This is a genomic window from Streptantibioticus silvisoli, assembly GCF_027947535.2.
Taxonomy (GTDB): Bacteria; Actinomycetota; Actinomycetes; order Streptomycetales; family Streptomycetaceae; genus Streptantibioticus_C; species Streptantibioticus_C silvisoli.
In genome coordinates, this window is the sequence record NZ_JAAGKO020000024.1 from 1 (window position 1) to 22,300 (window position 22,300).

The window sequence follows — 22,300 nt, forward strand, 5'->3', positions numbered from 1 at the left end:
CGTGGCACCGACCCCGGCATTTCGAGGAGCTGGGCGATGAGGTGGTTGACCTGGTCGGCGATGGGTGCCGGGGCCTGGGGTCGGGGTGCGCCGTCCTCCGCTTCGCCGGCGTCGGCGGTGGGCGCCGTGGGCGCCGCAGGAGCCGGGAGCGTGCGTTCCTGCTCGATCCAGCGGGTGATCGCCTCAATGGTGACGATTTCTTCGAAGAGCTGGACGACGGTGATGTCGACGCCGAAGGTGTGCTGGATTTTGTCGGCGAGTTCGATGAGGACGAGGGAATCCGCGCCCAGATCGAGCAGCGGAACATCCCGTGGCACCGACCCCGGCATCTCAAGGAGCTTGCCGACCACCTCGTCAACCTGTTCCACAACCTGTTCCACGACGGTCATTGCAACAGTCCCCCTTTACTTGCGCGGTGCCCGGGCAGGGGCAACGATCGCGTGAACATTGGTGCCACTCATGCCGAACGCGCTGACGCCCAGAACCGGTTCGACGTCATCCGGCAGCGCGGTGTTCTCCTGTACCAGCGCGATGTTCAGTCCCGCCCAGTCCACCAGCGGGCTGGGAACTCCCTGCGACCGTGTGCCGGGAATCCTCGCGGTGCGCAGCACGCAGACGCCCACCAGGAGGGACAGCAGACCTGAGGCGGCCTCAAGATGGCCGAACCGCGGTTTGTTGGAGCCGATCAGCAGCGGCGCCGGGGAATTGCGGGTGGCCGTTTCGTACGCGGTGGCGAGTGCCTGTACCTCGATGGGGTCGCCGAGTTTCGTCCCCGTGCCGTGCGCCTCGACGTAGACGACCTCGTCGCTGCCGACGCCCGCCCGCTGCCGGGCCCGGGTCACCACGTCCTCCTGCGCGACCTTGTTCGGTACGGCCAGGCCGGCGGTGCGCCCGTCGTGGTTCGCCGCCGACGCGACGCGCGCGTAGCCTCCGCCGGCGGGGGCGGCACCGGTGGCCTCCGGTTCGAGTACGAACGCGATGACGCCCTCGCCCACCACGAACCCGGCGGCGTGGTCGGTGAACGCGTTGCAGCGTGACGCGGGGTCCATCGCACCGGTGGCCCGGCGCAGGGTGCGTCCCTTGTCGCTCCGCACCAGGTGCGACGCCACGACCAGGGCGCGGTCCACCTCGCCGTCCCGCAGCGCGGCGGCGGCGAGGTGCAGCGCCAGGAGCCCGGAGGAGCAGGTCGAGTCGAGCTGCATGCTGGGACCGTGCAGGTCGAACGCGTACGAGATGCGGCCGGCCGCCACCCCGCGGTTGTTCCCGACGCCGACCGAACTCAGGTTGGACTCCGGGACGTCCGCCAGATCGATCCCGGTGAGATGGTCCGACTCCGTCATGCCGACGTAGACACCGGTACGCGATCCCCGCAGGGACTCGGCGGGCAGCCCGGCGTCCTCGAACGCCCGGCGGGCCACGTCCAGCAGCAGCAGATGCTGCGGATCGGCGAATCGGGCCTGGCGCGGCGATATGGCGAACTGCACCGGGTCTATCAGAAGTTCGTGGTCGGCGAACGCCAGAGTGCTCTCCGGCGAGTCCGCCGGAGCGTAGAGAAGGTGCTCGAATTCCGCGAGGGAGCGCACATCGCCTGGAAGTGCGACACCCACGCCCGTAAGGTGCGCATAGGGCATGATCAGTCTTGGATCTTCCGACTCAAATATTCTGAAGCCGGCCGTTCATCCGCGTATCACCGCGCGGCTGACATAACGGGGCCGACTCTCGCCTGGTGCTTGACTGCCTTGCCCGTCACGCGTCTCGCGTCGGGCAATGAAGGGCGAAAGAATACCGTAACGTCGTGGCCAAGATCGCCGCCCCCGAATGAAACATCTGTAAAGAGATTTCCATCATCCAGCATGAGTGTTGCGGCGCCTCTCTGAGCATGTCAAGTCTCGCATGTCTCAACTCTCTGTGGTAAGAAGCGGTTCCGCTTGAGGGGGCGGTGGGTGGGCAGCGGGGTTGGCGGTCTCGCGGGACGCGCGCTCCGGGGATGGCAGGTCGCGGGCGCAACGAACGGCGGCGGCCGCCGAGTTCGCCGGCAGGCGTGCGGCCCGGCCGGCCGCCGTTCCGGTCGCTCTCGTCTGCGGCCGTGCTGCGAGGCGTCGTTGGGCCGTCGCACGCGTTGACGCCGGGGCTGGGGCGAGCCGGGTCGGCCCCGCGTCCTCCGCCGGCGGCGCGATGTGCCCTGCGGCCGCGGGACGTGGTGAGTTTCTTTTGGGTCCGCGCCCGGAGTTCGTCGCCAGGTCGGGCCGGCTTTGCGGCGGACGGCGGCCTGGACGGGCTCAGTTTCGAACCGTGGAGGGTGCATTGACCTGCGGTGACTTCATGCGGCCAATGGCAACTTTCCTGATTTGAGTTGAGCTTTCCGGGTGTTTAGGTTTGCTGTCATCACATGGCCCGCACGGTGGGCAGGGGGCGGCAGAGATGCGTGTGGCACTGTCGGTGGAATCAGGTGCTGCGGACGGCGAGATGCGTTCGCTGTTCGACTGGCTGTGCGAGGACTCGGCGGCGCGGCGGCACGGACGGCCGCAGTGGGAGGCGAGCACTCCGCACCGTCCCGACCTCATGGGCGGGGTTTTCGACGTCATCACCCTGGCACTCAACTCCGCCTTCAGCGCCGGGCAGTTGCTGTTGGCGATCGCCCAATGGCGGGCCGGTCGCCGGGGCGATGGACCGGCCGTGACGGTGACGTATCCGGACGGGGTCACCATCACCCTGAGCGGCCCGGCGCCGCAGAACGTCGAGGAACTGGTGTGCCGGCTGACCACCATGTCGCGGGGATGAGACGGGCATGACCGGTGCGCCTGATGCCGGGCCTTCCCGCGCGCTGCTCATCGGGGCGGGCGGTTACGCCGCGCTGCCCGCCCTGCCGGCGGCGGTGAACAACGCGCTCGCGTTGCGTGACGTGCTGATGTCGGACGCCGTGCTGGGGGTGCCTCCGGAGAACTGCCGGGTGGTGCTCGATCCCCGGGCGCGGCTCGTCCTTTCCGAGGCCGTGCGAGAGGCCGCGGCCGCGGCGCAGGACACGCTGCTCATCTACTATTCCGGCCATGGGATCGTCGATCCCGAGGTCGACGGGCTGCATCTGGCGGCGCACGACAGCGATACCGGGGAAATCGACCTCACGGCCTTGCCGTACGAGTGGATCAACCGGGTGCTGAAGGCCTCACCGGCCACGCGGCGCGTCATCATTCTGGACTGCTGCTTCAGCGGATTGGTGTTGCGGAATTACGGTGCTCTCGGTACCGATGGGACCTACATCCTCACGGCCACCTCGGCCAGCCTGCCCGCCCATTCCCCGGTTGGCGAGACACATTCGGCTTTCAGCGGTGCGCTGCTCCAGGTCCTGCGCGAGGGAATTCCCGGGGCCGGCCCCTGCCTGACGCTCGGCCGGATCTACCAGGCGATGTGCGAGATCCTGCGCGAGGCGGGCCGACCGCAACCGCGGTGCCTGGACGGGAACGGCGCGGGTTCGCTGCCCTTCGTCGGCAACCCGGCGCACGGAGCGGTCCGTTCGCCGCCGCTTCCTCCTGCGCCGCTTCCTCCTGCGCCGCCTCCGCCGCAGCCGTGGTGGCGGAAGGTGCTCCCGGTCGTCGCCGGGGCCGGTGAAGCCGCTGCGGGGGCGATGCGTCATCCCTTCGGGTCGGCCCGGCGTGCTGTCACGGTGGCCCTGTGCCTGGCGGCCGTGGTCGCTCTCGGCAGCCGGCTGTGGTGGCCGCACCACGTGGAGCGGGAGGTGCCGCCGAAGACTCCCGTGCGGGCGGCCGTGATGGAAGGCGACCCCCGAACGGCCGACCCGTGCGCGTTGCTCAGCCCCACGTCGTTGAGCCGCTTCGGCGACGCCTCGATCGACCCCGCCTACGGGGCGCCGGAGAGGTGCGACGTACTGGTGAAGGCGTCCGACGGTGAAGTGACCGACGTCAACGCGGAGTTCGCGCTGACCGACACGGCGCGGGCGCCGACCGGGGTGACGCGTTTCCAGCACGTCAGGGTCACCATGGAGACGGCTGACGGGAGCGAGTGCGACCGGGACATCGGGTTGCCCGGCGGCTTCCACATCGCGATCACCGCCAAGCAGGGCAAGGCCGCCGACCGGTGCGCACTCGCCGACGCCGTGACCGACCATGCGGTCGACCTGCTCAACGCGGGCCCGGTACCCCGGCGTTCGGCACCGTCGGCCGCCTCCCTCATGGCGAAGCCGGCCTGCTCCCTGCTGGACCGCACCGCGTTGGGCAAGGTCGCCTGGCTCGGCACGCCGCAGCCGGAGCCCGGTTTCGCGGGGTGGAGTTGTGCGTGGGACAGCGACACCGCCGGCGCCGGTGTCCAACTGCGCTTCGATCTGGGGCAGTTGGACGACCTGGGGCAGCCGACCGTGCTGGGCGGCCGCCGCGCCTACGTCCTGCCGGCGAACAACGGCCCCGACGACTGCGGCGTCGTGGTGGTCCACCGCGTCACGGACGCCGACGGCGGCGACAACGCGGAGACCGTGCGGCTTGATGTGTCGGCAGGGCGTTCGACGACCCAACTCTGCGACGCCGCCAAGGTGTTCGGGACCGCGGTGGCCGGGAAACTGGCGGACACCTGACGTCGGGCCCACTCCATGCCGGACATCCGCTCACGGGCCGGCCCCGGATGCACCGGGAACCGGCCCCGGATGTACCGGGAACCGGACGCCGTGAAGTCAGGGCGTGCGCCGGGACGTCCGGACTCCGACGGCGTCGATGGCCTGGCGGGACCACTCCCACTGGTCGCCGGGCGTGCGTTCGGCGAGGATGACGTGGTGCAGCCGGGCCCAGACCCGGCCCCGGCGCCACTCGGCGAAACGCCGGTAGACCGTCGGCCACGCCGGGCCGAAGACCGTCGGCAACTCCCGCCAGGTGCAGCCGGTGACGGACACGTACACGATCGCCGCGAGCACCTCGCGGTCACCGGTACGCCGTCGGCCACCGCCCTGCGGCCGCGTCACGACCGTCTGCGGCACCACCCGCCGGAACAGCTCCCACAACTCGTCCGGTACCAACCGCTCGGTAAGACCACTCATACGCGGTAGAACGACCGGGCGGACCAAAGGAAACGCCGGCGCGCCCGCCGTGTCGGCTCCCGTGCCAGAGGGGGTCTGCCCACCCGGGCAGACCCCCTCTGGCATGAAGCACCGTTCCTGTGACCGTTTCCGGTCAGGTCGTGCCGGTACCGCTAGACGACCTGGATGTTCTCCGCCTGCGGGCCCTTCTGGCCCTGCGTGACCTCGAACTGGACCTTCTGGCCCTCAAGCAGCTCGCGGAAGCCCTGGGCGTTGATGTTGGAGTAGTGGGCGAAGACGTCGGGGCCGCCGCCGTCCTGCTCGATGAAGCCGAAGCCCTTTTCGCTGTTGAACCACTTCACGGTGCCGGTTGCCATCAGTCCAGATCCCTTGTCCCAGTACCACGGTGCGACCACGCCGCACCGACCACAGCCGCCTCGCGCGGCTCCGGCGCAGAGAACATTCCCAGCCGAGCGAGCATCCGAACACCCGTCCTCACACAAGTGCCTCACGAGTTACCCGAACACGCCACAGGACAGGGGATCTTCACGGTGGAAACCGGTGGATACCGGCCAGGTGACCGCTTCGGGTCGAACGGGACTCGTCCACGTGACGTGCCTTCCCCGAGGCGGGACACCCCGCCGGCGCGGTGAACGGCGTCAGCCGCGGGTTCCGTCCGCGCTGACGGTGACCGTGCCGGACCCGCCCCCGCCCGACCGCCACTTCGCCAGGGCCGCGCGGGCCGACGGTGCGTACAGCGGGCTGAAGTGCGGGTTGATGGCCAGGGCCGCGGTGAGGTCGGACCGTGCCGCGGCGGCGTCGCCCAGGGCGTGTTCGATCATGCCGCGGTGGTAGTGGAACAGGGCGTTGCGGGTGCCCTGGGCGAGGGCCCGGTCGTCGGCCGTGAGCGCTTCGCCGTCGCGGCCGTTGGCGTGCAGGGCCCAGGCCAGGGCGTCGTAGGTCTCCAGGAAGGGGCGGCTCCTCAGACCCTGCCGGGCGATGCCGAGGGCCCGCCGGGCGTCGCCGTGGTCCGCCTCGAAGAGCGCAGCGTCGGAGTCGAGCGCCACGCCGTTGTCGGTGAAGAGCTTCTGCTCGGCCCGGAAGACCCGGTACTCCCGGCCGGCGTCACGGGTGCGGCCCAGTGACTGGTACAGCTCGCCGAGCTGGAGTACGTACTCGGGCTGCGGGACCCGTTCCACGGCGCGGGTCAGGTCGGTGATCGCCGCGCCCGTCCTGCCGAGGGCCGCCTCGGCCCTGGCCCGCGCCTGCCACAGGGCCGTGTAGCCGGGGGCGACGCGCAACCCGGCCTGCGCCTCGGCGAGTTCGGTCGCGGGATCGCCGTTGTTGAACGCCAGCTCCCCCAGGTAGTAGTGGGCGAACGCCTCGTCCGCGGGACCGGTGGAGTCCTGGAGCGCCCGCCGCATGTCGGTGCGGGCGGTGCCGGTGTCGCCGCGCAGTTCCGCGACGTAGGAGGCGCGCGACAGCGACGGCGATCCGGGCCTGAGGTCGACCATCGTCTGGACGGCGTCGGCGGCGTCGGAGTAACGGCCGAGCTGGGTGTAGGCGTCGGCGAGCGTGCCGTACAGCGAGGAGCTGTAGGGATCGACGGCGACGGCCCGCCGCGCCCAGCGCAGTGCCTGCCCGAAGTGGTGCCGGGCCGCCTCCAGCGCCGCCATCCCGCCCATGGCGGTGAAGTTGTCCGCCGGGTCCAGCTCCAGGGAACGCCGCAGCACCGCCTCGGCCGTGGGGTAGTAGGTCGGGTCGACGGTGTTCTTCGCCTGCTGGACGTAGTCCAGCCCGAGGGTGCCCAGGGCGACGGCGTCCCGCGGGTCCTGGCGCAGGTGCGTCTGGATGCCGCTGATGTCCTGGCCCAGCGGGTCCGCGGCGGTGATCGCGGCGCCGGTGTCGCGGGATGTGTCCGCGGTGCGGCCGGTGTGCGGTGCCGGCCGGGGCGCCAGGCCCGGAGCGCCGGCGAGGAACAGCCCCACGCCCAGCACGGCGCTGACGGCGGCGCAGAACAGCATGCGGCGCCGGCGCTGCGAGCGCCGGCGGGAAAACGTGGTCAATTCCCGCTCCGGTGGGGGAGTGCTGAGGGTGGTCCTGTCCCGTCGGTACGCCCGGTCGTGCCGGTGGCGTGGACGACGAGGTCGGCGCGGTATTCGGCTTGCCGCCGGTCGTAGGTCCCGCCGCAGGTGATGAGCCGCAACGACGGGGTGCCGGTGGCGGCGTACACCTCGTCGTCGGGGAAGGTGTCCTTGTCGTACTGCCGCAGGGCCCGCACGGTGAAGGTGGCACGGGTGCCGTCGGCGCGGTCGATGGATATCTCGTCGCCGGGGCGCAGGGTGGACAGGCCGTAGAAGGCGGCCGGGCCGGTGAGCGAGTCGACGTGGCCGACGATGATCGCGGCGCCCGGGCGCCGTGCGGGCGGTGAGCGGTGATCCCGTGAGCGGTGGTCCCGATGGCCGTGAGCGCTGAGCCGACCGCCGACCGGTGCGGTCCGGGCCCGGGGCCGGGCGTTCCGTGGGCCGCTTCGGTGGCCGTGTTGGGCTGCGGGGGTGACGGGAGCGGCCGGCCGGCGAACGGGGGCGGGGTACCGGGGTACCACTGCGTTCACCGGGGCGGGCGGTGCCGTCGATGCCGTACGGCGTCCTCCGCCGTCCCCCACCGCACCGACGCGGAGGCGTTCCATGCATGGCGGTCAGCTCGGACGGCGTGCGGCGGCCGTGGCCGGCATCGCGCTCTGGCTGCTCGGCGCGGCCCCCGGCGCCCAGGCCCACCCGCTCGGCAACTTCTCGGTCAACCACTACACCGGGTTCACCGTGCGGGCCGACCGCCTCGACGTGCTCGCCGTGACCGACACCGCCGAGATCCCGACGCTCCAGGCGGCGACCGCGGTCGACACGGACGGCGACGGGCGGCAGAGCGGGGCCGAACGCGCCGCGTGGGCCACGGCACGCTGCCGCGAGACGGCCGCGCGTCTGCGCGTCACCGGCGGGCGGCGGCAGAACCGTACCGTCCGGGCCGTCTGGACCGTTGATTCGGCCGTCTTCGCGTACCGGCCCGGCCAGGCGGGGTTGCGCACCAGCCGCCTGGAGTGCCGGCTGCGGTCCCCGCTGAGGCTGACCGGGAGCCCCCTGGAACTGCGGGTGGACACCGGTGCGGACCCGACGCGCGTCGGGTGGAACGAGATCACCGCGACGGGCGCGGGCGCCCGGCTGGCGGAGTCCACCGTGCCGCGGACCTCGGTCACCGACGAACTGCGCCGCTATCCGCGCGATCTGCTGTCCACGCCCCGCGGTGACACCCGCGCCCGCTTCACCGCGGTCGCCGGCGGCGGCGCGTCGGGTGCCGCCGGCGTGGCGGACGGGCCGGGCTCCGCCGACGGTCCGACCGGCCGGGTCGAAGCCCTGTCCCGGCGTCTGACGTCGCTCACCGGCGCCCGGCGCCTCACCGTGCCGGTGGGCCTGCTGGCCGTGCTGCTGTCGATCGTCCTGGGTGCCGGCCACGCGCTCCTGCCCGGTCACGGCAAGACGGTCATGGCCGCCTACCTGGCCGGCCGGCGCGGCAGGACGCGGGACGCCGTCACCGTCGGCGCCACCGTGACCGTCACGCACACGGCGGGAGTCCTCGTCGTCGGCCTGTGCCTGACGGTCTTCTCCTCGCTGGCCGGCGACAGCCTGCTGAACTGGCTGGCGGTGCTCAGCGGCGCGCTGGTCGCCGCGGTCGGCGTGACGCTGCTGACCGACGCGGCCCGGCGTTCACGCCGCCGCCCCGAGCCCCCAGGCGCCCCCGTCACCGGCCCGCCGCGTTCCGTCCCGGTGCCGTCCGGCGCGACGGGTCACGTCACGATCGGCCTCGGCGACCCCGGACCGGGCAACGGTCCGGGCTCGACGCCGGGCAACGGTGCAGGCTTGACGCCGCAGGAACACGCGCGCCTGACGCCTCCTGAGCACGTACGCCCGACGCGGCAGGAACACGCGCACGCGACGCCGCATGCGCACGATCACCTGACGCCGCAGGAGCGGCCGGCCGGTCATGCTCACGACCACGCCATCGGTCATCCGCACGCCCACCCCCACGGCCCGGCCGACCCCGACCTCTCCCTCCATCCCCACGACCCGACGCCAGCCGCCACCCGCCTCCACTCCCACGGCCCGGCCGACCCCCATCCCCACTCCCACGGCCCGGGCGAGCCGCACCGCCACGGGTTCCTCGGCGGTCACCGGCACCACCACACCCACGCGCCGACCGCGCCGGCCGCCTCGTCCCAGGCCCAGCCCTTCACCACGCGGGGGCTGGTCGGCCTCGGCGTCGCCGGCGGCCTCGTGCCCAGCCCGTCGGCCCTGGTCGTCCTTCTCGGAGCGATCGCGCTGGGCCGGACCGTCTTCGGCGCCTTCCTCGTGGTCGCCTACGGCCTCGGCATGGCGGCCACGCTCACCGCGGTCGGACTGCTCCTGGTGCGGCTCGGTGGCCGCGCCGAACGGCTCGGCGGCCGTTCGCTGGTCGCGCGGGTCCGCCGGCTCGCCCCCTGCACCGCGTTCCTCACCGCCACCCTCGTCCTCGTCGTCGGCCTGGGCATGATGGCCCGGAGCCTGCCGGCGGTCTGGTGACCACCCGGGAGTTCCCATGGCATACCGACCGTTCCTCACCCTCGTCGCGCTGTTCGGCGCCGTCGCCCTCGGCGGCTGCGCCGGACCGGGCGACGGCAACCTGGACGCGCAGCCCGGCAACCCCTACCCCAGCTGCCGGGTCCACCAACTCCAGCCCCCGGGCAGCCGGTACACCTCCGGTGCCCAGGCCGACCCGCGGTCCGTGCTGGAGATGCTGCACTACTACACGGTCAACGGCAGGAAGCCCTTCTGCGACGGGAAGGCGCCCACCGACTTCGACGACCGCTGGGCCGGCCTGTACGTGAAACTCGGCGGTCGGCCGGACAACGTGACCCTGCGTCAGGACGGGGTCGGGCGCGTCGCCGGGCCGTCCCACGCGGGCACGGATCACCTCTGACCCTTCCGCCGCGCGTCCGTCGTGCTGTCCGGGGGACCGGTGACCGCGGGGCGGCGGTGCCAGGAGCGCACCGCGTAGCACAGCGCGGACAGGGCGAAGAGCGCGGCGGTGATCAGCAGCCAGTGCTCCCAGAAGCGGTCGGCCGGCAGCCCGGTGGCCGCGGTGTAGTGGCCGACCAGGCGGAGGACCAGGGGGAACCAGACGAGCAGCAGCAGGCCGGACAGGAACACCGGGACCCGGACGTAGTTGACGGCCGTGCCACCGCCGGCACGCCGCCCGCCGCGGCGGCGGGTGACGCCCTGCAACGCGCGGTCCAGCACGCCGTAGACCGGCAGCAGGACCAGGTCGTGCAGGACGGCCGCGCCGACGAACCAGATGACGACGCCGAGCGTGTCGCCGTTCAGCAGCCGCACACCCGCGTAGCCGGCGAGGGCCCAGGAGCACAGTGTCAGCAGCAGGTGCAGCACGGAGGCGCCGTAGCGGCGGCGGAAGGCATTCACGCGGGCTCGCCGAAGCTGAGGCGGGTCACCCATTTGGTGTTGTGGACGCCGGGGGCGCCGGGGACGATGATCCGCGCGGGGTAGCCGTGGTCGCGCGACAGGACGCCGCCGTTGACGCGGACGGCGAGCAGGGAGCGGTCGTCGCGCGCCTGGGCGGCGGCCAGCACCACGGAGGAGAAGGGCCCGCCGCGCTGGACGGACTCCACCAGGACGTGCGGTGTGCGTTCGCGCAGCCCGACGAGGCCCGCCAGGTCGGTCAGCCGCACGCCGCTCCACAGCTGGTCGTCGGTGGACCAGCCCTCGACGCAGGCGATGGGCAGCGCCGCCCGGTGCCGGGGCAGCGCGAGCAACTCGTCGTAGGTCAGGACGGCCTGCCGGCCGCCGCCGCGCACGGTCAGCCGCCAGTGCGGCCCGATGTCGGCGTCGCGGATGCCGACGGCGGCGGCGGTCTTGTTGATCTGGAAGCCGTTCTCGCCCGGTCCCGGGTCCTGGCCGTGCGGGGCGAGCAGGGCCGTCGTGCGCAGCGGACCGCCGACGCTCTGTCCGACGGTGACCACCAGGAGGGCGGCGGACCCGGCGCCGACCATGCCGAGGGCGCCACGCCGCGACACCGTCGGCGGCGCGGGGGCCGGCGTGACGAGCCCCGAGTCGTCGGAGGCCGCGTACTCGCCCGCGGGGCCCGCTCGCACCGCCCGCAGCGCGCGGCCCAGCCGGAACGCCACGTGGACCACGAAGGCGCCGGCGAACACCCAGGCGCCGTAGAAGTGCAGGGTGTAGAACGAGCCCGGGAAGACGTAGTACAGCTGGATGTTGAGAATGCCGGTGACGAACTCGAAGATGACGCCGCCGACCAGGAGCAGCAGTGAGACACGCTCCAGCGCCTGGCCGGCCGAACGGACCGGCGGCCAGGCGAACAGCTTCGGGATGACCGACCACAGCTTGGCCAGCAGCACCGGCACCAGCACGATGCCCAGGGTGACGTGCACGCCCTGGGTGAGCCGGTACAGCCAGTACGGGGACGTCGGCCAGTCGAACAGGTAGAAGCCGAGCAGGCCCTTGTCGGGGGTCTGGTCGTTGAGGCGGGCCAGGTCCGGGTCGTAGGCCGCGTAGGACAGCAGGCCCGTCACGAACATCACCACGACGCCGCCCAGGAGCACCAGTCCGAGGACCGCCGTCAGCCACGGGCCGCGCAACGGGCTGCGCCAGAACTCCGGCCGTGCCGGGCCCGGTGGCGGCCGGTCGCCGCCGGGCCCGGGGCCGGCGGTCGGCCCACCGCTGTCGACCGGCTTGTCGGCTTCCCGCATGGGGCTCCCTCCCTCGGCGCTCCGCCCGGTACGGCGGACGGTTTGCGACGTTATGCGCCGAGGGGGCCCGTATGCCGCAGGAGACCGTCCGCACGGCCCGAGTTGAGCCGTTCGGCGGGCACGCGCTGGTCGGCCCGGCCGGAGCCGCCGCCCGTCGCCGCGCCGGTGCCGCGGTCGGGCTCCTCGGCCGGACGAACGCCAACGCGCCGGTGCGCCGGGCCGGTTGGGCGCCGGGGAGGGTTCAGGCCGCGTGGTGGGCCAGGAGGGTGTGGGGATCGGCGCCGTGTGCGACGTGGTCGGTGTGGACGGTGGCGGCGGTCAGGCGGGGGACGGCGTGGATCAGGGCGTGTTCCGCGGCGACGGCGCGTTCGTGGGCCTGGACGACGGTCAGGTGCGGGTCGACGACGATCTCGGCCTCGGCGCGCAGGGCGTGGCCGATCCACCGCATGCGCACGGTGCCGATGTCCAGCACGCCGTCGACGTCGCGCAGCGCGGTCTCGGCGGCGTCGACGAGGGCGGGGTCCACGGAGTCCATCAGGCGCCGGTAGACCTCGCGGGCGGCGTCCTTGAGGACCATGAGGATGGCGGCGGTGATCAGCAGTCCGACGATCGGATCGGCCAGCCGCCAGCCGATCGCCGCGCCGCCGACGCCGAGCAGGACCGCCAGCGAGGTGAACCCGTCGGTGCGGGCGTGCAGTCCGTCGGCGACCAGCGCGGCCGAGCCGATCCGCCGGCCGGTGCGGACGCGGAGGCGGGCCACCCATTCGTTGCCCGCGAAGCCGGCCACCGCGGCCAGGGCGACCGCGGGCAGGTGGGTGATGTCCCGCGGCGCGACGAGGCGTTCGACCGCCTGGTAGGCGCTGAACCCGGCGGAGGCGGCCATCACCAGCAGGATCGCGATGCCGGCCAGGTCCTCGGCCCGGCCGAACCCGTAGGTGTAGCGGCGGGTGGCCGCCCGCCGGCCCAGGACGAACGCGACGCCCAGCGGGACGGCCGTCAGCGTGTCGCCCGCGTTGTGCACGGTGTCGCCCAGCAGCGCCACCGAACCGGAGGCCGCCACGATCACCGCCTGCACGGCCGTGGTCAGGCCGAGGACGACCAGCGAGACCCACAGCGTGCGGATGCCCTCGCGGGAAGTCTCCAGCGCGGAGTCGACCTTGTCCATCGCCTCGTGACTGTGCGGCCTGAACAGGTGCGCGACCTGGTGCCGGAGCCGCCGCGCCGGTCCGGCGGCGTGCTCGTGGCGGGGGTGGCCGCTGCCGTGGCCGTGACTGTGGTGGCGATCGATGTGACCGCCGTCGCCACCGTCGTGGTCGGGGTCGTCGCTCCGGCCGCCGTGGCCGTGCCCGTGGGGCCGGACACCGTCGTGCCGGTGCCCGGCCCGGGTGTCCGGCTGTTCGTGGTGGTGGGACTGCTCGTTCACGGCGTGACACCTCTCGGCTCGGATCTCGGCTCGGAACTCGGTTCGGCGCTGGTTCGGCTGGACCTCCCGGAGCCATTGAAGCATCATGTGCGTATGGACGCACGCATGCACCTATCAGGTGCGCAAGGGTCGCAACAGCCAACAGATGGCGAGCGTCTCACCGTTGCCGTCGAGGTGCTGGGGCTGCTGGCCGACCGCACCCGGCTCGCCCTCGTACGACGGCTGGGGGAGGGCGAGGCCGACGTGACCACGCTGACGGAGGCGGTGCCCGGCGCGGCGCGCACGTCGGTCAGCCAGCACCTGGCCCGGCTGCGGCTGGCCGGCCTCGTGGTCACCCGTAAGGACGGCCGCCGGGTGATCTACGCCCTGCGCCTGGGCCACCTGCGCCGCCTCGCCGACGAGGCGCTGAACGTCGCCGACCACCACATCGGCCACCTCCCGGCCCACGATTGACGCGTCGGTGCGGTGGCGGTCCGGAGCCGGAGCCGGAGTCGGGGGATGGGGGACGGGACGGGGGATGGGACCGTGCGGGGCAAGTGCGTGAGTAAATCGGCCGGCCATCTTGTTTTGCAAGCGGTTGCAGTTCCTTGAGGTAATTCGCTGTAAAACAGAGGTCACTTACGTAACTAACGTTAATTTCTTTCACTTCGCGCTCAGGTCTTTTCGGGGCGCGTTCGTGCAACTACCGTTCTGCCCGCCCAAGGTCTCTCCCCCCACACTTGGAGTGCCATGTACCGCCCCCTCGCGCCCCGCGGCGCCCTCGCAGCGCTCCCGGCCCTGACCCTCGTCCTGGCCGGAGCCGCCGGCTGGTCGTCGGCCGGTGTCTCGTACGCGTCCGAGACACCGCACGGCGGCGTCAAGCCCGCAGCCGCCGGCGCCAGCCTTCCCTACGACGAGTACCGCGCCGCCGACCAGCAGACCAACGGCACTGTCCTCAGCGCGAGCACCACCTACCCGAGCCTCGCCTCCGAGTCGAACGGCCGCAGCGCGGTGCAGCTCACGTCGACCGGCCAGTACGTCGAGTTCACCCTGGCGCACGCCGCGAACTCGATCGTGGTCCGCTACTCCATCCCCGACAACAGCGACGGCTCGACGGCCACCGCGCCGCTCGCGGTGTACGCCGGCGACACCCACGTCAAGGACCTGTCGCTCACCACCAAGTACTCCTGGCTGTACGGCGACGGCTACAACGACACCCACTCGCCGAGCAGCGGCGACGCCCACCACTTCTACGACGAGGCGCGGGTCATGATCGGCGATCAGCCGGCCGGCACCGTGATCAAGCTCCAGAAGGACGCCGCGGACACCGCCGCCTCGTACACGATCGACACCGTGGACACCGAGCAGGTCGCCGCGGCCGCCACCATGCCGTCCGGCTACGCGTCGGTCACCGACTACGGCGTGACCCCGGACAGCGGCGCCGACGACACCTCGGCGATCAACAGCGCGCTCGCCTCGCTGTCCGGCACCGGAAAGGGCCTGTGGTTCCCGGCCGGCACCTACGACATCTCGGGCCAGATCAGCCTGCAGAACGTGTCGGTGAGCGGCGCCGGCGAGTGGTACTCCACGATCCAGTCGACGGCCGAGAACGGCTCCGGCGGCCTGTACGCCACCGGCGGCACCAACAAGATCTCCGACCTGTCGATCTTCGGCGACCAGACCAGCCGCAACAACAACTCCGGCGCGGCCGGCATCGAGGGCGTCTTCGCCTCCGGTTCTGCCATCTCCAACGTCTGGATCGAGCACACCAAGGTCGGCGTCTGGACCGACGCCGGCACCTCCGGCCTGGACGTCAGCGGCGTCCGCGCCCGCGACATCTTCGCCGACGGCATCCACTTCAACGGCGGCACCACGAACTCCACGGTCGAGCAGTCCGACGTCCGCAACACCGGTGACGACGGGCTCGCGCTCGACACCGAGGGCGGCGACGTCACCGGCTGCACGCTGTCCGACAACACCGTGCAGGACCCGATCCAGGCCAACGGCATAGGTGTCTACGGCGGCGGCGGCAACACCGTCACCGGCAACGCGGTCTCCGACGTCGTCGCCTACGGCGCCGGCATCACCGTCAGCACCCGGTTCGGCGCCGGGTTCGACGGCACCACGACCGTCAGCGACAACACCCTGACCCGCACCGGCTCGTACAACTCCGAGCTCGGCACCAACCTCGGCGGCCTGTGGATCTACGCCGACCAGTCCGACATCACCCAGCCGGTCGACGTCACCGGCAACACCATCACCGACAGCACCTACCAGGGCATCATGGTCAGCGGCACCAAGTCGGTCACCGCCCTGACGCTCGACAAGGACACCGTCGACGGCGCCGGCACCTACGGCATCGACATCGAGGGCGTCGGCGGTTCGCTGTCCGCCACCAACACCGCCGTCAGCAACGCCGCCTCCGGCGGTCTGAACAACGCCGGCAACAACTTCACCGTCAACAGCGGCTCCGGCGACACCGGCTTCTGATCCCGGGTCACCCGCCCGCACGCACCTACCACGGCCGGCCGCCGCCCCCGACATCCCGGGGCGGCGGCCGGCCGTCGCGTCGGCGGGGTGCGCGTCCGCAGTCCGAACGCCTGCGCCTGCGCAAGCCGGCCGCGGCGCCCCCGCGTCAGCTGCTCGCGGCGGCCTTCGCCTGCGCGGCCTGCCGGGCGAGGGCGGTGAACTCCTCGACGCCGAACGCCGTTCCCGCCAGGCCCCAGCCACCCTCGGCGGCCTCGGTCAGGATGACCCAGGTGCGTGCGGCGAGGGCGGGGTCTCCGGCGATCCCGGCGACGATGGCGGTCGCCTCGCGGACGATCTGCCGCTGGCCGTCCCGGTCGAGCGAACCGGGCGGTGTGACGATCTGAACGCGGACGGCCCGCGCCGAGGCGGTGTTCGCCGTCGAGATCGCGGTGGTCGGCAGGCGGTGGACGAACGCGGCCGTGTTGTCCAGGTGGAACGGGCCCGGCTCGGCGACGCCTTCCGCACGCAGGACCGCGTGGGTGAGCTCGTTGCCGAGCTTCTCGTCCGCGTCGGCGGGGAAGAGGTCGGCCGGTGCGTAGACGTCGATCATGGGCATGGTGATCTCCTTGCCAGGAACTATGACGGTCGTCATAGAACGTAAAGTATGAAGATCTACATAGTCAACGCGGTGTCAGAAACCGCGCGAGCACGAGGAGGACGGCGTGGCCGGTGAGGTGCGCAGGCAGATGATCGAGGGGGCCGTCCAGCTGCTGGCCCGGCGAGGGCTTCAGGGCACCTCGTTCTCCGAGGTGCTGGAGCTGACCGGGGCGCCGCGCGGGTCGGTCTACCACCACTTCCCCGGTGGCAAGGACGAACTCGTCGGCGCCGCGGTCGACACCGCCGTGGCCCAGGTCGTCGCGTTCCTCGACCGCAAGGAGGGCGCGCCGGCCGTCGAGGTCGCGGAGCACTTCTTCACCGCCTGGCGCCTGCTGCTCACCCGGTCCGGCTTCCAGGCGGGCTGCGCCTTGGTGGCCGTCGCCGTGGCCACCGACTCCCAGGAACTGCTGGACCGCACGGCTGCCGCCTTCGACGCCTGGCGGCTGCGGCTCGCCGAACTCCTCGAACGCGGCGGTCTCCCGCCGGCCGCCGCCACCAGCTTCGCCGCGGTGCTGCTCGCCGCCAGCGAGGGCGCGGTCGTCATCTGCCGGGCCCGGCGGAGCCTGGAACCCTTCGAGAAGGTCACCGCGCACCTGCTGGACCAGATCCGGGCGGCGTCGAACGGCACGGGCTGACCGGGCACACCGGCGGGCGGCCCCTCGGGACGCCATGCCTGTCACGTGTCCGCCTGCTGCGTGTCGCCTGTTACGTGTCCACCTGCTGCGTGTCCGCCTGTTACGTGTCCACCCGCTACGTGCCCGTCCCCGCCGGGCACGCCGTGCGGCTGCCCGCGACCCGCCTGCTCACGGTCGGGCGACCGCTCCGGCCGCGGAACCGCGCCGAGTGCCGCCGGAAGGTGCGAGCGCGCCCGGTCAGCTGCTCCGGCGGGCGTTGAGCCGGGCCGCCTGGCGGGTCAGGTGGTCGCGTTCGGCGAGGTTGGACGCCTCGCGGGCCGCCTCGGCGTACAGCCGCGCCGCCGTCGCCAGGTCGCCGTCGCGCTCGCGGAGGTACGCCGCCACCGCGGTGTACCGGGGCAGCGAGCCGTCCAGCGCGGCCAGCGCCGCCAGACCGGCACGCGGTCCGTCGGCCTCTCCCACGGCCACCGCGCGGTTGAGCCGGACGACCGGGCTGCCGGTCAGGCGCGCGAGCTCGTCGTACCACTCGACGATCTGCACCCAGTCGGTCTCCCCGGCGGTGGGCGCGTCGGCGTGCAGCGCCGCGATGGCGGCCTGGGCCTGGAACTCGCCCAGCCGGTCGCGGGCGAGAGCCGCCTGGAGGATGCCGACCCCCTCGGCGATCGCCCCGGTGTCCCACCGGCCGCGGTCCTGCTCGGCGAGCGGCACCAGACTGCCGTCGGGCGCGGTCCGGGCGGCACGCCGGGCGTGGTGGAGCAGCATGAGGGCGAGCAGGCCCGCCACCTCCGGGTGGTCGATCGCGGCCGCCAGCTGCCGGGTGAGCCGGATGGCCTCGGCGGCGAGGTCGACGTCGCCGGAGTAGCCCTCGTTGAACACCAGGTACAGGACGCGCAGCACGGTGGCGACGTCACCGGGCCGGTCGAACCGCACGCCGCAGACGGTGCGCTTGGCCCGGCTGATGCGCTGCGCCATGGTCGCCTCGGGCACCAGGTAGGCCCGGGCGATCTGGCGGGTGGTGAGCCCGCCGACGGCGCGCAGGGTGAGCGCGACCGCGGACGACGGCGTCAGCGACGGGTGGGCGCACAGGAAGTAGAGCTGGAGCGTGTCGTCCACCGAGGACGCGGGTCCCGGCGCCGGCTCCTCGTCGAGGAGGTCCTCACGCCGGCGGCGGGCGGTGTCCGCCCGGGTAGCGTCGAGGAACCGGCGCCAGGCCACGGTGACCAGCCAGCCCTTCAGGTCCCGCACGGGCTCTCCCGTACCCGCGGAGCCGGGGGAGCCGGCGGCCGGCCGGACGCGGACCGCCTCGACCAGCGCGTCCTGCACGGCGTCCTCGGCCGCCGCGAAGTCGGCTCCGCGACGCACGAGGATGCCGAGCACGCTCGGGGTGAGGCTCCGCAGCAGCGCCTCGTCCACCTCGGAGGTCACTCCGTGACGGTGGGCGGCGCGGTCAGGAACGGGCGCAGTTCGAGCCACTCGTGGATCGGCTTACCGCCCGCCCCGGGGGCCGCCGACAGCTCCCCGGCCAGTTCGACGGCGCGGTCGTGGCTGTCGACGTCGATCACCATCCAGCCGGCGATGAGGTCCTTGGTCTCGGCGAAGGGGCCGTCGGTGACCGGCGGGCGGCCCTCGCCGTCGTACCGGACGAACATCCCCTCCGGTGCGAGCGCCTGGCTGTCGACGAACTCGCCGGTCTCCTCGAGGCGGGCCGCGAAGTCGTTCATGTACCGCATGTGGGCCGAGATCTCCTGCGGCGTCCACCGGTCCATGGGCACGTTGTTCACCGCGGCCGGGGCGCCGCGGTAGTGCTTGAGCATCAAATACTTGGCCATCGTGGTTCTCCTCGGTGCCGTGCGACCCATTGTGGTCGCGTTCACCCCGGGGACGGAGCCGGTCACGGGTTCTCGACATCCCCGCCGGATTTTTTTGCCCCGCGTGGACGAACCGGGTGAACCGCCGCACCGCCGAGTGCCGCACCGCTGCACCGCGGCCCCGCACCGCCTCCGTCCCGTCCGACCACGAGGTCCGATGCCGTGTCCACCGGGCCACGCTCGAACGTCGTGGCCCAAGGACGCCCCGCCCCGCCCGCTCGCCGCCCGGCCCGGCGCGGCGACGACGGCGGCGGCGCCGGGAAAAGATGCCGGGGGATGAAAGCCGCGCAGAGGTCGGCGGAAAGGCCGCCGGACGCACGACCCGGGAATCGGCGCGGAACGCGGCACACGGCGCAACCTCGAACTCGACAACGTAGCGCGGCAGTTCAAAAAATGCGGTGACCGTGCACCGGAATCGCCATGCGGCCTGACGGTCAGGCGGTCGCGCCATGACTCTTCGGAATGCGGACGCCGATGCGTACCCACGGAAAGTCATCGCGGAGGCACAAGGCCGCCGGGAATGCGGATTCGGCCTGATGGGCGCGTTGTCCGACACGTCGTCCCGCCTGACGCGGAATGCGTTTCCCGCTGACCCGACGTCTCGCCGGGCAAGGATGGCCGACGGATCGCCGAGCGGATTCCGATGCCCCGGTGCGGTCGGCGCGACGGGGCGTCGGACAAGGGGAGCGCTGCGTTCCGGGCCGGGCGGGTGAATGCGTCGGGGGCGGGAGAATGATTGCGGGAATCGACGGTGTCGCGCCGGCGGCGGACGCCGTCCGCCTGTTGCCGGCGAAAACGGCCGGAGCGGAATTCCGGGTGGCCGCGAACGTGTCCGCCGCGGCGTCGGCGCGGGTGCTCAAGTGAGGGGGTCCGGGCTCCGAAGTCCGCTGTGCGCACCGCTCTTGACCAGGTGATTGGTTCAGTCCAATAGTGATCGGGACCCGAACTATCCGGCAGGGACGGGTTACGGGGAAACCGTCCCTGTATCTCCCCCTCAGGAGGAGCACGTGCGTTCCAGACGGTCCTTCCTCGCAACGGCCGCCGCCGGCGTCGCCGCGGCGGCCACCGCACCCCTGTGGTCCGGCGCCCTGGCGCCGCGCGCCTACGCCGCCGGCGCCTCGCTGCCGATCTCGTTGCACAACAACTCCGGGAACAACACGGTCTACGCGTACATCAGCGGCTCCGACAGCACCGGCTGGCCCGGCTTCGTCGGGGCCAACGGGCAGTTCCAGCGCCTGCCGAGCCCGTCGTCGGTGCTCACCCCCGTCGCCGACTACTCCATCCCGCTCGGCGCGTCGGGCTCCGCCACCAACTTCACCCTCGCCGAGTACGTCATCGGCGGCCGGGTGTGGTTCTCGGTCGGCCAGAAGATCCAGTTCTTCGTCAACCCGCCCGGCGGCAACGGCGGCGTCCCCGGCCTCGTCCAGCCCGGGTTCACCAGCTCCGACCCCAACTGGCAGACGGACTGGACGTTCTGCGAGTTCACGTACAACAGCGCCAACCTGTACGCGAACATCAGCTACGTCGACCTCGTCGCGCTGCCGATCTCGATGGCCACCACCGGCAGCAGCGGGAGCCAGTCGGTGAGCCCGCTGCCGTCCGGGGCGCTCGCCTCCATCGCCTCCGGGCTGCGCGCCCAGCACGCCGCCGACGGAGCGCCCTGGGACCAGCTGGTCGCCACCGACTCGGCCGGCAACGTGCTGCGGGTGCTGTCGCCCACGCACTCGCCCACCGACTTCGGCTCCTACTGGAACTCCTACCTCGACTCGGTGTGGACCCACTACGAGACCAACACGCTGACCATCGACGGCCAGGGCAGCATCGGCTCGTACTCGGGCACCGTCTCCGGCAACGTCCTGACCTTCGCCGGCCTCAACGACGACGGCGTGGCGTTCACCAAGCCCAGCGCCGCCGACATCTTCGGCTGCGCCAGCGGCCCGCTGTACAACTCCGGCGGGGACGCCCGCGGCGCCATCGCCGCCCGGCTCGGCGCCGCGCTCAACCGCAGCTCCCTGCTGGTCAGCGGCGGCTCCTCGCAGCCGAGCGGCGTCAACGCCTCGCAGTACTACCAGGGCGCCACCACCAACCACTACGCCCGGCTGGTGCACCAGTACGCGAACGTCGGCTACGCCTTCCCCTACGACGACGTCGGCCCGACCGGCGCCGCGCCGGTCGACGGCCACCTCCAGGACGGCGCGCCCACCTCCTGGACGATCACCCTGGGTGCCGGAGGCGGCGGTGGTACGACCCCGCCGCCCACCGGGGGAACCGGCGCGTACGCCACCATCCAGGCGGAGTCCTACAGCGCGCAGAGCGGCAGCCAGACCGAGAGCTGCTCGGACACCGGCGGCGGCCAGGACGTCGGCTTCCTGTCCGCGGGCGACTGGCTGAAGTACTCCGGGATCGACTTCGGCTCCACCTCGCCCAAGCAGTTCGTCGCCCGGCTCGCCTCCGGCGCCGCCACCGGGATCAGCGGCGCGGTCCAGGTCCACCTGGACAGCACGACCGGGACCAAGATCGCCGAGATCGACATCGGCAACAACGGCGGCTGGCAGAGCTGGCAGAGCGTCCCGGCGAACACGACGGGAACCACGACCGGCGTCCACGACGTCTACCTGGTCTTCGCCGGCTCCACCACGGACTTCGTGAACATCAACTGGTTCACCTTCACCAAGTGACCTGCACCAGGTGGACCGCTCCAGGTGACTTCCACCAGGTGACTTCCACCAGGTGAACGTGGCGGGCGGCGGCCTCCGGAGCCGCCGCCCGCCCGGATCGTCCGCACCGGCGCGCCCGCCCGCGCCGCCCGGACGCCTATGGACAGGTCGAGGATGTGACCCACGTCACACTCCCTGTCGTCATACGGATCGCCCGCCTCGCACGTTCAGTGGGTGAGAGTTCGCAAAAGGGCATGAAAGCGGCGATATCACGCGCTGACGGCCCGTCACCGAACCTGCCCGGGGAGCCCGTTACGGGCTCCGAACGATCGCCTGTTGCGCGCCGGCCGCCGTGCGGCCGCGTGTTCAGCGGGTGGAAAGGCGAAGAACAGATGATCCGGAACAGAAGAGACGTCATCGGCGCCGCGCTCGCCACCGTCGTGGCAGTGGCCGGACTCGGCCTGGCGGCCGCCCCCTCGGCCTGGGCGGCCGGCACGGCACCGCGGACGGCCGGGGACTTCACCGCCACCGGAGTGCGCATCCACTCCGACTCCTTCAGCGGATCGCCCGGCCTGGGCGAGGGCAACCGGGGGGACGGCCTCACGTTCTACCGGGCCACCGAGGGCGAGTACGTCGCGGACTGCGGCAACGACCAGTGGGCCCTGATCACGGACAACCGCACGCACGTCCACGGCTGGGTCAGCGTCTGCTTCATCCACGTCAACGGCTGACGGCGCGTCGACGACGGGCGCCGCGCACCGGCGCACCACTTCTCACCACCACG

General features: G+C 72.4%; 21 protein-coding genes. 9 read left to right on the forward strand and 12 right to left on the reverse strand.

The annotated features are described in order from the left end of the window. Together POF43_RS17280 and POF43_RS17285 are read right to left on the reverse strand one after the other, a co-directional pair. Positions 1-389 (reverse strand): acyl carrier protein (locus tag POF43_RS17280; RefSeq protein WP_282704633.1); only part of this gene is annotated, 389 nt, incomplete at its 3' end. 15 nt (positions 390-404) lie between these two features. After that, the gene (locus POF43_RS17285; RefSeq protein ID WP_271323092.1) at positions 405-1,607 is read right to left on the reverse strand and encodes a beta-ketoacyl [acyl carrier protein] synthase domain-containing protein; all 1,203 of its coding nucleotides are present in this window, start codon (positions 1,605-1,607) and stop codon (positions 405-407) included. 814 nt (positions 1,608-2,421) lie between these two features. Here POF43_RS17285 and POF43_RS17290 point away from each other — a divergent pair. Beyond that, positions 2,422-2,781, forward strand: a complete 360-nt coding sequence (locus POF43_RS17290) for an effector-associated constant component EACC1 (protein ID WP_271323093.1) — start codon at positions 2,422-2,424, stop codon at positions 2,779-2,781. 7 nt (positions 2,782-2,788) lie between these two features. Next, positions 2,789-4,582, forward strand: coding sequence for a caspase, EACC1-associated type (locus POF43_RS17295; protein WP_271323094.1), 1,794 nt, complete (start codon positions 2,789-2,791; stop codon positions 4,580-4,582). Between the two features lie 96 nt (positions 4,583-4,678). On the opposite strand, the gene POF43_RS17300 is transcribed toward POF43_RS17295, so the two are convergent. The 4 genes from POF43_RS17300 to POF43_RS17315 all read right to left on the reverse strand — a co-directional run bounded on the left by POF43_RS17300 (position 4,679) and on the right by POF43_RS17315 (position 7,631). Then, positions 4,679-5,038: a transposase gene (locus tag POF43_RS17300; RefSeq protein ID WP_271313508.1), complete on the reverse strand. Its 360-nt coding sequence runs from the start codon at positions 5,036-5,038 to the stop codon at positions 4,679-4,681. Positions 5,039-5,190: 152 nt separating this feature from the next. Continuing rightward, on the reverse strand, positions 5,191-5,394 hold the full coding sequence (locus tag POF43_RS17305; RefSeq protein WP_271313509.1) for a cold-shock protein: 204 nt from the start codon (positions 5,392-5,394) through the stop codon (positions 5,191-5,193). Between the two features lie 282 nt (positions 5,395-5,676). After that, positions 5,677-7,083 carry a tetratricopeptide repeat protein gene (locus POF43_RS17310; RefSeq protein ID WP_271323095.1) on the reverse strand — a complete coding sequence of 469 codons (1,407 nt, stop codon included), beginning with the start codon at positions 7,081-7,083 and terminating at the stop codon, positions 5,677-5,679. Next, positions 7,080-7,631 (reverse strand): sortase domain-containing protein, encoded by a 552-nt coding sequence (locus POF43_RS17315; protein ID WP_282704634.1) that lies wholly within the window; start codon positions 7,629-7,631, stop codon positions 7,080-7,082. The genes POF43_RS17310 and POF43_RS17315 overlap by 4 nt, the downstream gene beginning before the upstream one ends. A 73-nt stretch (positions 7,632-7,704) precedes the next feature. On the opposite strand from POF43_RS17315, the gene POF43_RS17320 reads away from it, so the two are divergent. After that, positions 7,705-9,627: a HoxN/HupN/NixA family nickel/cobalt transporter gene (locus POF43_RS17320; RefSeq protein WP_282704635.1), complete on the forward strand. Its 1,923-nt coding sequence runs from the start codon at positions 7,705-7,707 to the stop codon at positions 9,625-9,627. A 16-nt stretch (positions 9,628-9,643) separates the two neighbouring features. Then, positions 9,644-10,024, forward strand: coding sequence for a hypothetical protein (locus POF43_RS17325; RefSeq protein WP_271325140.1), 381 nt, complete (start codon positions 9,644-9,646; stop codon positions 10,022-10,024). Here POF43_RS17325 and POF43_RS17330 read toward each other — a convergent pair. The 3 genes from POF43_RS17330 to POF43_RS17340 form a co-directional block, all read right to left on the reverse strand. After that, complete coding sequence (locus tag POF43_RS17330; RefSeq protein WP_372516054.1) at positions 10,015-10,524, reverse strand: hypothetical protein; 510 nt, start codon at positions 10,522-10,524, stop codon at positions 10,015-10,017. The two genes, POF43_RS17325 and POF43_RS17330, sit on opposite strands and share 10 nt — an antisense overlap. Beyond that, positions 10,521-11,828: a molybdopterin-dependent oxidoreductase gene (locus POF43_RS17335; protein WP_271325142.1), complete on the reverse strand. Its 1,308-nt coding sequence runs from the start codon at positions 11,826-11,828 to the stop codon at positions 10,521-10,523. Before POF43_RS17335 ends, POF43_RS17330 begins: the two co-directional genes overlap by 4 nt. A gap of 241 nt (positions 11,829-12,069) precedes the next feature. Then, positions 12,070-13,251 (reverse strand): cation diffusion facilitator family transporter, encoded by a 1,182-nt coding sequence (locus POF43_RS17340; protein ID WP_372516055.1) that lies wholly within the window; start codon positions 13,249-13,251, stop codon positions 12,070-12,072. 93 nt (positions 13,252-13,344) lie between these two features. On the opposite strand from POF43_RS17340, the gene POF43_RS17345 reads away from it, so the two are divergent. Both POF43_RS17345 and POF43_RS17350 read left to right on the forward strand, forming a co-directional pair. Continuing rightward, positions 13,345-13,704: an ArsR/SmtB family transcription factor gene (locus POF43_RS17345; protein ID WP_271325143.1), complete on the forward strand. Its 360-nt coding sequence runs from the start codon at positions 13,345-13,347 to the stop codon at positions 13,702-13,704. 276 nt (positions 13,705-13,980) lie between these two features. After that, positions 13,981-15,720, forward strand: coding sequence for a right-handed parallel beta-helix repeat-containing protein (locus tag POF43_RS17350; RefSeq protein WP_271316674.1), 1,740 nt, complete (start codon positions 13,981-13,983; stop codon positions 15,718-15,720). A gap of 145 nt (positions 15,721-15,865) precedes the next feature. On the opposite strand, the gene POF43_RS17355 is transcribed toward POF43_RS17350, so the two are convergent. Next, positions 15,866-16,351: a tautomerase family protein gene (locus POF43_RS17355; RefSeq protein WP_271323639.1), complete on the reverse strand. Its 486-nt coding sequence runs from the start codon at positions 16,349-16,351 to the stop codon at positions 15,866-15,868. Positions 16,352-16,421: 70 nt separating this feature from the next. Between POF43_RS17355 and POF43_RS17360 the strand changes: the two genes are divergently transcribed. Further along, positions 16,422-16,991, forward strand: a complete 570-nt coding sequence (locus POF43_RS17360) for a TetR/AcrR family transcriptional regulator (RefSeq protein WP_271323640.1) — start codon at positions 16,422-16,424, stop codon at positions 16,989-16,991. 237 nt (positions 16,992-17,228) lie between these two features. Here POF43_RS17360 and POF43_RS17365 read toward each other — a convergent pair whose 3' ends face one another. After that, positions 17,229-18,404 (reverse strand): RNA polymerase sigma factor, encoded by a 1,176-nt coding sequence (locus tag POF43_RS17365; RefSeq protein WP_271323645.1) that lies wholly within the window; start codon positions 18,402-18,404, stop codon positions 17,229-17,231. Positions 18,405-18,412: 8 nt separating this feature from the next. Beyond that, positions 18,413-18,820 carry a YciI family protein gene (locus POF43_RS17370; RefSeq protein WP_271318066.1) on the reverse strand — a complete coding sequence of 136 codons (408 nt, stop codon included), beginning with the start codon at positions 18,818-18,820 and terminating at the stop codon, positions 18,413-18,415. A 1,046-nt stretch (positions 18,821-19,866) separates the two neighbouring features. Between POF43_RS17370 and POF43_RS17375 the strand changes: the two genes are divergently transcribed. Continuing rightward, positions 19,867-21,537 (forward strand): beta-1,3-glucanase family protein, encoded by a 1,671-nt coding sequence (locus tag POF43_RS17375; protein ID WP_271323641.1) that lies wholly within the window; start codon positions 19,867-19,869, stop codon positions 21,535-21,537. A gap of 371 nt (positions 21,538-21,908) precedes the next feature. After that, positions 21,909-22,247, forward strand: a complete 339-nt coding sequence (locus POF43_RS17380) for a hypothetical protein (RefSeq protein ID WP_271323642.1) — start codon at positions 21,909-21,911, stop codon at positions 22,245-22,247. The last annotated feature ends 53 nt before the right edge of the window (positions 22,248-22,300 follow it).